The organism is Burkholderia sp. FERM BP-3421, from assembly GCF_028657905.1.
Classification (GTDB): Bacteria; Pseudomonadota; Gammaproteobacteria; order Burkholderiales; family Burkholderiaceae; genus Burkholderia.
In genome coordinates this window covers 140,265-153,642 of sequence record NZ_CP117782.1, presented here as the reverse complement: position 1 = coordinate 153,642, position 13,378 = coordinate 140,265, and the positions used below count along the sequence as shown (strand labels likewise).

Annotated in this window: 10 protein-coding genes and 1 pseudogene; 5 read left to right on the top strand and 6 right to left on the bottom strand. The window is 68.4% G+C overall.

What is annotated here, in order from left to right; genetic code table 11:
• Positions 1 to 37 precede the first annotated feature (37 nt).
• Entirely contained in the window at positions 38 to 304 is a 267-nt protein-coding gene (locus Bsp3421_RS16835; RefSeq protein ID WP_274001744.1) for a DUF2164 domain-containing protein, read from the top strand.
• Between the two features lie 3 nt (positions 305 to 307).
• Here the strand turns inward: Bsp3421_RS16835 and Bsp3421_RS16830 are convergent, their stop codons facing one another.
• From Bsp3421_RS16830 to Bsp3421_RS16820, 3 genes are all read right to left on the bottom strand, one after another.
• On the bottom strand, positions 308 to 1,618 hold the full coding sequence (locus Bsp3421_RS16830; RefSeq protein ID WP_274001742.1) for a replication-associated recombination protein A: 1,311 nt from the start codon (positions 1,616 to 1,618) through the stop codon (positions 308 to 310).
• Positions 1,619 to 1,779: 161 nt separating this feature from the next.
• Positions 1,780 to 2,490: an outer membrane lipoprotein chaperone LolA gene (gene lolA, locus Bsp3421_RS16825; RefSeq protein WP_274001741.1), complete on the bottom strand. Its 711-nt coding sequence runs from the start codon at positions 2,488 to 2,490 to the stop codon at positions 1,780 to 1,782.
• A gap of 56 nt (positions 2,491 to 2,546) precedes the next feature.
• Positions 2,547 to 4,856 (bottom strand): DNA translocase FtsK, encoded by a 2,310-nt coding sequence (locus Bsp3421_RS16820; RefSeq protein WP_274001740.1) that lies wholly within the window; start codon positions 4,854 to 4,856, stop codon positions 2,547 to 2,549.
• A gap of 274 nt (positions 4,857 to 5,130) precedes the next feature.
• On the opposite strand from Bsp3421_RS16820, the gene trxB reads away from it, so the two are divergent.
• The 4 genes and pseudogenes from trxB to Bsp3421_RS16800 all read left to right on the top strand — a co-directional run bounded on the left by trxB (position 5,131) and on the right by Bsp3421_RS16800 (position 9,965).
• Positions 5,131 to 6,093 carry a thioredoxin-disulfide reductase gene (gene trxB, locus Bsp3421_RS16815; RefSeq protein ID WP_274001738.1) on the top strand — a complete coding sequence of 321 codons (963 nt, stop codon included), beginning with the start codon at positions 5,131 to 5,133 and terminating at the stop codon, positions 6,091 to 6,093.
• A gap of 127 nt (positions 6,094 to 6,220) precedes the next feature.
• A pseudogene (locus Bsp3421_RS16810) lies at positions 6,221 to 6,981 on the top strand (Smr/MutS family protein).
• Positions 6,968 to 7,591: a trimeric intracellular cation channel family protein gene (locus Bsp3421_RS16805; protein ID WP_274001737.1), complete on the top strand. Its 624-nt coding sequence runs from the start codon at positions 6,968 to 6,970 to the stop codon at positions 7,589 to 7,591. Before Bsp3421_RS16810 ends, Bsp3421_RS16805 begins: the two are co-directional and overlap by 14 nt.
• 187 nt (positions 7,592 to 7,778) lie before the next feature.
• Complete coding sequence (locus tag Bsp3421_RS16800; protein WP_274001735.1) at positions 7,779 to 9,965, top strand: prolyl oligopeptidase family serine peptidase; 2,187 nt, start codon at positions 7,779 to 7,781, stop codon at positions 9,963 to 9,965.
• Positions 9,966 to 10,260: 295 nt separating this feature from the next.
• On the opposite strand, the gene Bsp3421_RS16795 is transcribed toward Bsp3421_RS16800, so the two are convergent.
• The 3 genes from Bsp3421_RS16795 to Bsp3421_RS16785 all read right to left on the bottom strand — a co-directional run bounded on the left by Bsp3421_RS16795 (position 10,261) and on the right by Bsp3421_RS16785 (position 13,328).
• Positions 10,261 to 11,379: an ABC transporter ATP-binding protein gene (locus tag Bsp3421_RS16795; protein ID WP_274001732.1), complete on the bottom strand. Its 1,119-nt coding sequence runs from the start codon at positions 11,377 to 11,379 to the stop codon at positions 10,261 to 10,263.
• 154 nt (positions 11,380 to 11,533) lie between these two features.
• Positions 11,534 to 12,391, bottom strand: a complete 858-nt coding sequence (locus tag Bsp3421_RS16790; protein WP_274001730.1) for a carbohydrate ABC transporter permease — start codon at positions 12,389 to 12,391, stop codon at positions 11,534 to 11,536.
• Complete coding sequence (locus Bsp3421_RS16785) at positions 12,381 to 13,328, bottom strand: carbohydrate ABC transporter permease (RefSeq protein ID WP_274001729.1); 948 nt, start codon at positions 13,326 to 13,328, stop codon at positions 12,381 to 12,383. The genes Bsp3421_RS16790 and Bsp3421_RS16785 overlap by 11 nt, the downstream gene beginning before the upstream one ends.
• Between the last annotated feature and the right edge of the window lie 50 nt (positions 13,329 to 13,378).

The window sequence follows — 13,378 nt, the reverse complement described above, 5'->3', positions numbered from 1 at the left end:
GCCCGTTTCCGTTCACCCCGCCGCCGCTGGAGACCGCATGGCCATCGAACTCGACAAGGACGTCCGCGACCGCGCGATCGTCTCGCTGCAACGCTACTTCACCGAAAACATGGAAGAACCGATCGGCAACCTGCAGGCCGGCGCGCTGCTCGGCTTCTTCCTCGAGGAAATCGCGCCGCTCGTCTACAACGCCGCGGTCGGCCACGCGCAGCAGCAACTGCACGGCCGCATCGCCGAACTCGACATCGAGTGCCACGAGGAGCCGTTCGGCTACTGGAAAAAGTTCGAGCGGCGCAAGCGCTGAGGCTCAGTCGTCCTTGCCCGCCGCCTTGTCCAGTTCGCGCAGCCACGTCAGCTTCTCGGCGATCTTGGTTTCGAGCCCGCGCGGCACCGGCTGGTACCAGCGCGGCTCGCGCATGCCGTCGGGCAGGTAGGTCTCGCCCGCCGCATACGCGTGCGGCTCGTCGTGCGCATACCGATACGCATGCCCGTAGCCCAGTTCCTTCATGAGCCGGGTCGGCGCGTTGCGCAGGTGCACGGGCACCTCGCGCGACTTGTCCTGCTTGACGAACGCCATCGCCTGGTTGAACGCGTTGTAGCCCGCATTGCTCTTCGCCGCGCAGGCCAGGTAGATCACCGCCTGCCCCAGCGCCAGCTCGCCCTCGGGCGAGCCGAGCCGCTCGAAGGTCGCGGCCGCGTCGTTGGCGACCTGCATCGCGCGCGGATCGGCGAGACCGATGTCCTCCCACGCCATCCGCACGATCCGCCGCGCGAGATACTTCGGATCCGCGCCGCCGTCGAGCATCCGGCAGAACCAGTACAGCGCGCCGTCCGGGCTCGAGCCGCGCACCGACTTGTGCAGCGCCGAGATCTGGTCGTAGAAGTTGTCGCCGCCCTTGTCGAAGCGCCGCGCGTTCAGCGTCATCGCGCTGCCGACGAACTCGGCGTCGATCGTCGTCAGGCCCGCCGAGGTCGCCGCCGTCTGCGCCTGTTCGAGCAGGTTCAGGAAACGGCGCGCGTCGCCGTCCGCGTAGCCGATCAGCGTATCGACGGCCAGCGCCTCGAACGCGAGGCCGTCGAGCGCGGTCGCCTGCGCGCGCTGGAGCAGCTGGCGCAGCTCGTCGTCGCTCAGCGACTTCAGCACGTAAACCTGCGCGCGCGACAGCAGCGCCGAATTGACCTCGAAGCTCGGGTTCTCGGTCGTCGCGCCGATGAAGGTCACGAGCCCCGACTCGACGAACGGCAGCAGCGCATCCTGCTGCCCCTTGTTGAAGCGGTGGATTTCGTCGACGAACAGGATCGTGTGCCGGCCCGTGCGGTTCAGCGTGTCCTGCGCGCGCTCCATCGCCTCGCGGATGTCCTTGACGCCGCCCAGCACCGCCGACAGGGCGATGAATTCGCACTCGAACGCCTGCGCGGTCAGGCGCGCGAGCGTGGTCTTGCCGACGCCGGGCGGCCCCCACAGGATCATCGAGTGCGGCTTGCCCGATTCGAACGCCAGCCGCAGCGGCTTGCCCTCGCCCAGCAAATGCGTCTGGCCGATCACCTCGGCGAGCGTCTTGGGGCGCAGCGCCTCGGCGAGCGGCCGGCGCGGTTCGACTTGAAACAGGTCGGACATGAACCTTGGCTCCCACGAAATTTCGATGGCGGCGCAGGCGGCCGCCGGACCGGTCATTATGACAGCGCGGCGCACGGCGCATCGCGGCGCCGCGCGGCCGCCGAAACGCAGCGGGCCCGCCATCGCTGGCGGGCCCGCTCGATCACGGCGCGCGACGACGCTCAGCCGGTGATCACGTCCGCGCCCTTGGGCACGACGAACTTGAACTGATCGGCCTTGAGCGGCGGATTGGTCTGGATGTTGGTGAAGGTCAGCAGCGTGACGTTGCCGAACACGTCATGCAGCTCCATCGCGGCCAGCACGCCGTTCTTGAAGCCGATGCCGATGCGCTGGAACTGCGTGTCCTGCGCCTTCGGCACCATTTCGAGCCAGTCGATCCCGCCCTTCTCGCCCGCGTCGCGCAGCGTGTAGTTCTTGTCGAGATCGTTGCTGCCGAACAGGATCGCGGCCGGGCTCGCGCCCAGCGCGCCCGCGAGCTTGCGCTCGGTGACCTGGTTCAGATCCTTGTCGTACACGTAGAGCGTGTCGCCGTCCGCCTGCAGCACCTGCTGGTACGGCTTCTGGTACGACCAGATGAACTTGCCCGGACGCGCGAACACGAAGCTGCCGCTCGAATTGTCGGTCGGCTTCTGCGTGGCGAGCGCGCCGCTCGCCGCCTTCGACGGCGCCTTGACGATCTGCTGCGTGAAATCGCCCTTCGCGGTGCGCACCTGCGTGACGAACGCCTTCAACTGCTCGGCGCCGCTCGCGAACGCCTGCGATGCGCCGAGCATCAGCGCCGCGCCCGCGAGCGCGACGCCGAGCCGGCGCGCGAGGCCGCGGCGCGACGCCGCGGCCGGTTTCGACTGAACTGCAAACGACGGTTGCTGCATGCTGATGATTCTCCCTGGATGATCGTCCGGCGACGGCGCGCCGGCCCGATGCGGATTCATTCGGTGTCGCGCGTCGGCACGAGAATTTCGCGGTTGCCGCCCGACGACATCGCCGACACGAGCCCCGACTGCTCCATCTGTTCGAGCAGGCGCGCGGCGCGGTTGTAGCCGATGCGCAGGTGGCGCTGGACGAGCGAGATCGACGCGCGGCGGTTCTTGATGACGATCTCGACCGCCTGGTCGTACAGCGGATCGGACTCGTCGCCGCCCTCGCCGGTTCCCGCGCCGCCCGAGCCCTCGTCGCCGTCGGCGACGCCGCCCTCGAGCAGACCGTCGATGTAGTTGGGCTCGCCGTGCTCCTTGAGCTTCTCGACCACGCGGTGCACCTCGTCGTCCGACACGAACGCGCCGTGCACGCGCACGGGCAGGCCGGTGCCGGGCGGCAGGTAGAGCATGTCGCCCATGCCGAGCAGCGATTCGGCGCCCATCTGGTCGAGAATCGTGCGCGAGTCGATCTTCGACGAGACCTGGAACGCGATCCGCGTCGGCACGTTCGCCTTGATGAGGCCCGTGATCACGTCGACCGACGGACGCTGCGTGGCGAGGATCAGGTGGATGCCGGCCGCGCGCGCCTTCTGCGCGATCCGCGCGATCAGTTCCTCGACCTTCTTGCCGACCACCATCATCAGGTCCGCCAGCTCGTCGATCACGACCACGATGTACGGCAGCTTGCCGAGCGGCTCCGGATCGTCCGGCGTCAGGCTGAACGGATTCGGCAGCTTCTCCTCGCGCTTCGCGGCATCCTCGATCTTGTTGTTGTAGCCGGCCAGATTGCGCACGCCGAGCTTGCTCATCAGCTTGTAGCGGCGCTCCATCTCCGCCACCGTCCAGTTGAGCGCGTGGCCCGCCTGGCGCATGTCGGTGACGACCGGGCACAGCAGATGCGGTATGCCTTCGTAGACGCTCATTTCGAGCATCTTCGGATCGATCAGGATCAGGCGCACCTGCTCGGCGCTCGCCTTGTAGAGCAGCGACAGGATCATCGCGTTGATCCCGACCGACTTGCCCGAGCCGGTCGTGCCGGCCACCAGCAGGTGCGGCATCTTCGCGAGGTCCGCGCACACGGGCTTGCCGCCGATGTCCTTGCCCAGGCCGAGCGTGAGCACCGACGGCGCGGCCGCATACACCTCGGAACCGAGGATCTCCGACAGCCGCACGGTCTGGCGGCGCTGGTTCGGCAGCTCGAGCGCCATGTAGTTCTTGCCGGGAATCGTCTCGACCACCCGCACCGACATGATCGACAGCGCGCGCGCGAGATCCTTCGCGAGGCCGACGACCTGGCTGCCCTTCACGCCGGTGGCGGGCTCGATCTCGTAGCGGGTGACGACGGGCCCCGGGTAGGCGGCGACCACGCTCACCTCGACGCCGAAGTCCTTGAGCTTCTTCTCGATCAGCCGCGAGGTGAATTCGAGGGTGTCGGCGGAAATCGCCTCCTGGGTCTGCGGCGCGGGATCGAGCAGCGCGATCGGCGGCAGCGTGGAGTCGCCCGGCAAGTCGGTGAAGAGCGGCACCTGGCGCTCCTTCTCGACCCGCTCCGACTTCGCGGGCGTGACGATGGGCGGCACGATCGTGACGGGCTCGTGCTCCTCGATCCGCACCCGCTCCTCCTCGACCTTGCCCTCGCGGCGCACCGCCGCGGCCTCGCCGAGCTTGCGGTCGCGCTCCGCCTCGCGGCGCAGCCTGGCGAGCGTGACCGCCGACAGGATCGCATCGCCGACGCGCTCCGCCACCGACAGCCACGAAAACCGGAAATACAGCGACAGCCCGATCGCGAGCGCGACCAGGAGCGCGAGCGTGCCGCCCGTGAAGCCGAACGCGTGCGACATGCCGCCCGCGACCGCCTCGCCGACCACGCCGCCCGGCGCGCGCGGCAGCTGGACCTTCAGCGACCACATGCGCAGCGCCTCGACGCCGTCGCTCGCGAGCAGCACCAGCACGAACGCGGCGCCTTCCGCGAGCCAGCTCGCGGGCTTGCGCGGCGTTTCGGGGACGACGTCCTGGCGGGTGATGCGCCGGTAGTTCGAGGCGACCTGGCGCGCGAGCAGCACGACGAGCCAGTACGCCGACAGGCCGAACAGCAGCAGCATGATGTCGGCCGTCCAGGCGCCGACGCGGCCGGCCCAGTTCGAAATGTGGTCGACCTGGGCGGCGTGCGTCCAGCTCGGGTCGCGCCGGCTGTAGCTCAGGAGCGCCATCAGCAGGAACGCAAGCAGCGCGACCTGGAGAATCCAGCGGATCTCGCCGAGGAGCCGCGACATCCGGTGCGGCAGCGCCTGTGCCTGCGCGGTATAGGGAGCTTTTGCCATGAATCCGTTCAGAGGGGGCGGCCGCGCGGCCGCCGGTCGTTCTATCCGGCCTATTGTAAACGCTGCGCCGCCCGACCAAGTGTAAATGACGGTAACCCCGTCCGGCACCGGCTATCGCCGCGATTGAAACTGTCGTTCGGCGGCGCAGCATGCGGGCCTTTATAATGCGCGTTCCATACCCAACTACCTTGGTGTCCCGCGGCCGGCGTCGGTCGCGCCAGGTCGTGCGTTCGCGCCACCCCGCCCGCCCGGCCGTTTTTTACGGATCTTGCACATGTCCACGCCCAAACACGCGAAAGTTCTGATTCTCGGTTCCGGCCCCGCCGGCTACACGGCGGCCGTCTACGCGGCCCGCGCCAACCTCTCGCCCGTGCTGGTCACGGGCATCGCGCAGGGCGGCCAGCTGATGACCACGACCGACGTGGAGAACTGGCCCGCGGACGCGAACGGCGTGCAGGGCCCGGACCTGATGCAGCGCTTCCTCGCGCACGCGGAGCGCTTCAACACCGAGATCCTGTTCGATCACATCCACACCGCGAAGCTCGACGAAAAGCCGCTCCGCCTCGTCGGCGACGCCGGCGAATACACCTGCGACGCGCTGATCATCGCGACGGGCGCGTCGGCGCAGTATCTCGGCCTGCCGTCCGAGGAAGCGTTCATGGGCAAGGGCGTGTCGGCCTGCGCGACCTGCGACGGCTTCTTCTACAAGAACCAGAACGTCGCCGTGGTCGGCGGCGGCAACACCGCGGTCGAGGAAGCGCTGTACCTGACCGGCATCGCGAAGAAGGTCACCGTGATCCACCGCCGCGACAAGTTCCGCGCCGAGCCGATCCTGATCGACCGCCTGCTGGAGAAGGAAAAGGAAGGCGCGGTCGAGATCAAGTGGAACCACGTGCTCGACGAGGTCACGGGCGACGACTCCGGCGTGTCGGGCCTGCGCATCAAGCACGTCGAGACCGGCACGACCGAGGATCTCGCGGTGCAGGGCCTGTTCGTCGCGATCGGCCACAAGCCGAACACCGACATCTTCAAGGGCCAGCTCGAGATGAAGGACGGCTACATCATCACGAACAGCGGCCTGTCGGGCAACGCGACCGGCACCAGCATCGCGGGCGTGTTCGCCGCCGGCGACGTGCAGGATCACATCTACCGCCAGGCGATCACGAGCGCCGGCACGGGCTGCATGGCCGCGCTCGACGCGCAGCGCTACCTGGAAAGCCTGCACGACCGCAAGTAAGCCCGTCGCGCGGCGGACGCTACAATGGCGTCCACCCGCGCGCGCCGCTGCCGAGAGCCGCTGCCCGCGCAGCGGCTTTTTCATGTCCGCGGGCGGCATCCGCCCGTCTTCGAGCCTCCGAACCACCATGGCGAAGAACCAACCCCATCCGAGCGACCCCGCGAAACGCCGCGCGGCGGCCCAACCGAGCCGCGCCGCGCGCGCCCGCCCGCCGCCGCCGACCTGCGCGGCCAGGGGCTCGCGGGGCTCGGCGCGCTGCGCGGCGCGCTCAAGGGCGACGCCGAGCGCCGCGAACGCGAGCGCGTCGAGGCGCGCCAGGTCGCCCGCGCGGCCGCCGCCGACGCCGACCTGTTCCGCCGCGAGATCGGCGCGGTCCGGTCGCTCGCGCCGTCCGGCAAGGTCACCCCCGGCCGCACCCCGCCGCCGCCCGTGCCGCAGCAGACCCGGCTCGACGAGGAGGCGGTGCTGTCCGAAACCTTGTCCGACGAATTCGATCCGGAAACCCTGCTCGACAGCGACGAATCGCTGTACTACCACCGCCCCGGCATCAGCCGCGACGTGGTGCGCAAGCTGCGCAGCGGCGCCTGGATCGTGCAGTCGCAGATCGACCTGCACGGCATGCGCCGCGACGAGGCGCGCGACGCGCTCGCCGCGTTCATCCGCGAAGCCGGCAAGAAAGGGCTGCGCTGCCTGCGCGTGATCCACGGCAAGGGGCTCGGCTCGATCGGCAAGGAGCCCGTGCTCAAGGGCAAGGTGCGCGCGTGGCTCGTGCAGAAGGAAGAAGTGATCGCCTTCTGCGAGGCGCGCGACAACGACGGCGGCGCGGGCGCGGTGCTCGTGCTGCTGCAGCCGGGCGCCCCCGAGCGCGGGCCGCGTGCCGCACCCTAGGCTGACCCTCGCGATCGCCGTGCTGGAGGCGATCGCGACGCTCGCCTACGCGATCTCGGGCTTCGTCGAGGCGCGCAAGAACCGCCTCGACTCCGTCGGCACCTTCATCGTCGCGCTCGCGACCGCGTTCGGCGGCGGCACCGCGCGCGACATCCTGCTCGAACGGCGGCCGTTCTACTGGGTCGTGCACGAGTACTACGTGATCGTGATCTTCGTGCTCGCGCTGTTCGCGCCGCTCGTGCTGCGCATGATGTCGCGGCGCTCGGCCGAACGCATGCTGCTCGTCGCCGATGCGATCGGGCTCGGCATCTTCAGCATCTCCGGCACCTCGATCGCGCTCGACGCCGACATGCCGCGCTTCACCGCGGTGATGATGGGTGTGGTGACCGGCGTGTTCGGCGGGATCATCCGCGACGTGCTGTGCAACGACATCCCGCTGATCCTGCGCGACTCCCGCCCGTACGCGACCTGCGCGTTCGCCGGCTGCTGGTTCTACCTGCTGCTCGTCACGCTGCAGGTCGACGCGGTCTACAGCGTGCTGCTCGCGACCGGCTTCATCCTCGCCGCGCGCCTCGTGACCTACCGGTACGACGTGCGGCTGCCGCACTGAGCGCGCGCCCTCGGCTGCGCGCCGCGATCGCGGCCGGCGCCCGGACCTGCTTTGCGGCGCCGCGGCATCGATTCGCACAAATTCCCACACGCAGCGCCAAATCGTTCCACTAAGATCGTGCGGCTTCATTGCCCCGCTTCGCGCGACGCAATACGCTTGGCGGCGTTTCTTTACTCCACGAGTCAAAATGAAACTACCCACTTCGATCAGGGTCGCCGCGCTCGCGGCCGCGTTCTTGTCATCCGCCGGCGTCGCCTGGTCCGCGGACGGCCCCCCCGTCGCGCCGGTGCGCCCCGTCACCGACACCTACTTCGGCACGCCGGTGGTGGACAACTACCGCTACATGGAAAACCTCAAGGATCCCGAGGTCCAGGCGTGGATGAAAGGACAGGCGAACCACACGCGTAAGGTTCTCGACAGCCTCTCCGGCCGCGCGGCGCTCGCCGGGCGCATCCAGGCGCTGATGAGCGGCGACCTGCGGCGCGACGAAGTGAGCCGGCGCGGCGGCCGGCTGTTCTACCGCCTGTTCGAGCCCGGCACCAACCTGCCCAAGCTCGCCTACCGCGACGGCGTGAGCGGTGCGGAACACGTATTGGTCGACCCGGCGAAGCTGTCGACCGACAGCGCCCATCATTTCGCGCTCGACTGGTACTCGCCGTCGTGGGACGGACGCTACGTCGCCTACGGCGTGTCCGAAGGCGGCTCGGAAAAGAGCGTGCTGAAGGTGATCGACGTGCAGACCGGCCAGCTGCTGGCGGAGACGATCGATCGCACCAGCGATTGCGTGGTGTCGTGGCGCGCGGACAACCGCTCGTTCTTCTACCTGCGCTATCCGAAGCCGGGCCCCGACACGCCTCCATCGCAGACCGAGTACAACGCGGTCACGTTCCTGCACGTGCTCGGCGAACGCCCCGACGGCATCGGCGACACGGCCGTGTTCGGGCGCGGCGTGTCGAGCGCGGTCGAGGTGCCCGAGGGGCAGGCCAGCTATGTGCTGCTGGCGCCCGATTCGCACTACGCGGTGGCGGTCGCGAACCGCAACATGGACGACAACCCGAACACCTTCTATGTCGCGCCGCTCGATCAGGTCGACGGCGCCCGCACCCCGTGGCGGCGCATCGCGACCCCGGACGACGGCGTCACCGACGTGCAGCTGCACGGCGACCGCCTGTACCTGCTGTCCCAGAAGGGCGCGCCGCGCTTCCGCATCCTGTCGCTGCCCGCCGCCCAGCCCGAACTCGCGAAGGCCGAGGTGGTCGTGCCGGAAGGCCCGGCCGTGATCGATGCGTTCGCGCCCGCGAGCGATGCGCTGTATGTGAGCGAACGCGCGGGCGCGTCGTTCCAGCTGCGCCGCATGGGCTTCGACGGTCGCGACGCGCGCGCGATCGACCTGCCGTTCGCCGGCACCGTGCATCACCTGAGCACCGATCCGCGCACGCCGGGCGTGATGTTCAGCCTGCAGGGCTGGGTCACGGCGCCGCGCGAGATCGCCTACGATCCGGCCCGCGGCAGCGCGACCGACACCGGGCTCGTCCCGCCGTCGAAGAGCGAGTCGACCGACCTCGAGGTGCACGACGAATTCGCGGTCAGCTACGACGGCACGCGCGTGCCGGTGTCGATCATCGCGAAGAAGGGCATCAAGCGCGACGGCTCGCATCCGACCATCGTGTTCGGCTACGGCAGCTACGGAGTGTCGATGGACCCGTACTACGCGCCGGCCTGGCAGGCGTGGATCGAACGCGGCGGGATCATCGCGGTCTCGCACATGCGCGGCGGCGGCGAATACGGCGACGCGTGGCATCGCGCCGGGCAGAAGCTCACCAAGATCAACACGATGCTCGATTTCATCGCGTCCGCGCAGCACATGATCGACCGCGGCTACACGCAATCGAAATATCTGGCGGCCAACAGCGCGAGCGCGGGCGGCATCGTGATGGGCGGCGCGATGGAGATCAATCCGGGCCTGTTCCGGGTGGTGCTCGACGACGTGGGCCTGTCCGACGCGCTGCGCTTCGAGACCGAACCGAACGGACCGCCCAACGTGCCGGAGATGGGTTCGAGTTCCGACGAAGCCGGTTTTCACGGCCTCTATGCGATGAGCGCCTACGCGCACATCCATGACGGCACGCCCTACCCGGCCGTGATGTTCACGACGGGCGCCAACGATCCGCGCGTGTCGCCGTGGCACATGCTGAAGATGGCGGCGCGCATGCAGGTCGCGACCGGCAGCGGCCGCCCGGTGCTGCTGCGCATCGACTACGACGCGGGCCACGGCATCGGTTCGAGCGTCTCGCAGCGCGCGAACCTGCTGGCCGACGAGTGGGCGTTCGCGCTGTGGCAGATGGGCCAGCCGGGCTATCGTCCGACGCATTAGAAACCGGCGTTGCCCCGGCGGCCCCCGAGGGCCGTCCGGGGCCGCCGACGCGGCGCGCGCCTGCGCACGGTTTGAGCGCCGCGCCAGAAACCCGCGTCTCTTGAGCCGTTTGCCCCTCAGTTCGGTCCGGCCGCTCACCGCACCCCTGCCAACCCGGCTCTAAAAAAGCAAAGCCCCACGCTCCGGAAAACGTGGGGCTTGTCAGCAGTCTGGAGGCCCTGAGGGTCTCGCACTCAGGGGCTCGCCCTCGGGCCTCGCTTCATCCAGATGCTCGCCGGCGCGCCGGCCTCGTCGTTCAGACGATCCGCGCCTCGGTCGCCGGATCGAACACCACCGCCTTCGATACGTCGAACATCAGCGTCAGGTTTTCCTGCGCGCGCGGCTCGGCGGCCGGGTGCACGCGGCTCACGATGCGCTTGCCGTTGACCTGCGCGAACACGTGGGTATCGGGGCCGGTCGGCTCCGTCACGTCGACCCGCACGTCGATCGGCTGCAGGCTCGACGCCTCGCCGTTGTGCGCGCTGCGCGCGTCGGTGATGCGCTCGGGACGCAGCCCGAGGATCACTTCGCGGCCGACATGGCCGTTCATCCGCTTGGCGTCGAACGGCAGGTTCAGCACGCCGCGCATCGCGCCCGTGTCGAGTTCGAGGCCGACGCCGCTGCCCTGCTCGACCAGCCGGCCGTTGATGAAGTTCATCGGCGGCGCGCCGATGAAGCCCGCGACGAACAGGTTCGACGGCGAATCGTAGATCTCCTGCGGCGCGCCGAACTGCTGGACCACGCCGTCCTTCATCACCGCGATGCGGTCGCCGAGCGTCATCGCCTCGATCTGGTCGTGCGTCACGTAGACGATCGTCGTGCCGAGGCGCTGGTGCAGCAGCTTGATTTCCGAGCGCATCTCGATGCGCAGCTTCGCGTCGAGGTTCGAGAGCGGTTCGTCGAACAGGAACAGCGCCGGATCGCGCGCGAGCGCGCGGCCCATCGCGACGCGCTGGCGCTGGCCGCCCGACAGCTGGCCCGGCTTGCGGTCGAGCAGGTGCTCGATCTGCAGCATCGCGGAAACGCGATCGACGATCTGCTTCTGCTCGGCCTTCGGCACCTTGCGGATGTTCAGGCCGAACGAGATGTTCTCGCGCACCGTCATCGACGGATACAGCGCGTACGACTGGAACACCATTGCGATGTCGCGATCCTTCGGCGACAGGTCGTTGACGACCTTGCCGTCGATCCGGATCTCGCCGCGCGTCACGGTCTCGAGCCCGGCGATCATGTTGAGCAGCGTCGACTTCCCGCAGCCCGAGCCGCCCACCAGGATCAGGAACTGGCCGTCCTCGATGTCGATGTCGACACCCTTCAGAACCGGCACCCCGTTCGGGTAGGTCTTGTACACGTCACGGATGGAAAGGCTTGCCATGCTGTGAATCCTCTGTCTATATGTCGACCGGCGTGCGTGCTGTCGCGCTTCACGCCGATCCCATGCAACGCTGTCGATCAGGGTCGGCGTTGCGGCGCCGGCCCCGGTCCCATGCAAGTCCCGCCGCGCGACGCGCGCGCGGCGGGCATCCGGCCTATCCCTTCACCGCCCCCGCCGTCAAGCCGCGCACGAAGTAGCGGCCGGCGACCACGTACACGAGCAGCGTCGGCAGCGCGGCGATGATCGCGCCCGCCATGTCGACGTTGTATTCCTTCACGCCCGTCGACGTGTTGACGAGGTTGTTCAGCGCCACCGTGATCGGCATCGAATCGACGCCGGAGAACACGATCCCGAACAGGAAGTCATTCCAGATCTGCGTGAACTGCCAGATCAGGCACACCATGAAGATCGGCAGCGACACCGGCATCAGGATCTTCGTGAAGATCGTGAAGAAGCCCGCGCCGTCGATGCGCGCGGCCTTCACGAGTTCCGCCGGCACGCTCACGTAGAAGTTTCGGAAGAACATCGTCGTGAACGCGATCCCGTACACCACGTGCACGAGCACGAGGCCCGTCGTCGTGTTGGCGAGGCCGAGGTAGCCCTGCACGCGCGCCATCGGCAGCAGGATCACCTGGAACGGGATGAAGCAGCCGACGAGCAGCATCGTGAACAGCGCATCCGCGCCGCGAAAGCGCCAGTGGGTCAGCACGTAGCCGTTGAACGCGCCGACCAGCGACGAGATCAGCACCGCCGGGATCACCATCTTGATCGAGTTGAAGAAGAACGGCTTCATGCCGTCGCAGCGCACGCCGGTGCAGGCGCCGCTCCAGGCCTTGAGCCACGGATCGACGGTCCAGTGCGACGGCGGCGTCAGCAGGTTGCCGGTGCGCAGCTGGTCGAGATCCTTGAACGAGGTCGACAGCATCACGTAGATCGGGAACAGGAAGTACAGCGCGAACAGGATCAGCGCCGCGTAGATGACCGCCCGGCTGATCGTCATCTTAGGCTGCATTGCGGGTGCTCCTCGATTCCAGATACATGAGCGGCACGAGCACCGCGACCACCGTCGCGAGCATCATCACCGACGACGCCGCGCCGAGGCCCAGTTGCCCGCGGTTGAACGAAAACGTGTACATGAACATCGCGGGCAGCGACGAGGACGTGCCCGGCCCGCCCGCCGTCAGCGCGACGACGAGGTCGAAGGTCTTGATCGTGATGTGGCAGAGGATCAGCAGCACCGAGAAGAACACCGGGCGCATACTCGGGATCACGATCTTGCGGTAGATGGTCGGCAGCGTCGCGCCGTCGACCTGGGCCGCCTTGAAGATCTCGGCGTCGACGCCGCGCAGGCCGGCCAGGAACAGCGCCATCACGAAGCCGGTCGACTGCCACACGGCCGCGATCACCACGCAGAAGATCGCCTTGTCCGGATCGTCGAGCCAGCCGAACGAGAAGTTCGCGAAGCCCCAGTCGTGCATGACCTTCTCGAGCCCGAGGCCGGGATTCAGGATCCACTGCCAGGCGGTGCCCGTGACGATGAACGACAGCGCCATCGGATACAGGAACACCGCGCGCAGCGCGCCTTCGTTGCGGATCTTCTGATCGAGCAGGATGGCGAGGAACAGGCCCAGCGCCACGCAGATCGCGATGAACGGAATGCCGAACCAGCCGAGATTCGCGGCCGAGGTCCACCAGACGTCGTTCTGGAACAGGTCGGTGTAGCGGCCGAAGCCGTCGAATTCGTAGTTGGGCAGCAGTCGCGAGTTGGTCAGCGACAGGTAGCCCGTGACGATGATGAAGCCGTAGATGAACACCACGGCGATCGCGATGCTGGGTGCGAGCACCAGCTTCGGAATCCAGCGGTCGGCGAAGGCCGACAGCGGCGACGTGCGAGGCGCGTCGCCCGCGCTGGGTCCGGTGCCGCGATTTCCGCTAAGAGGGGCAGCCACTTGTTTCGACTCCTGGAGCAAGAGCGCCTGCCCGGCGCGAGCCGGGACGG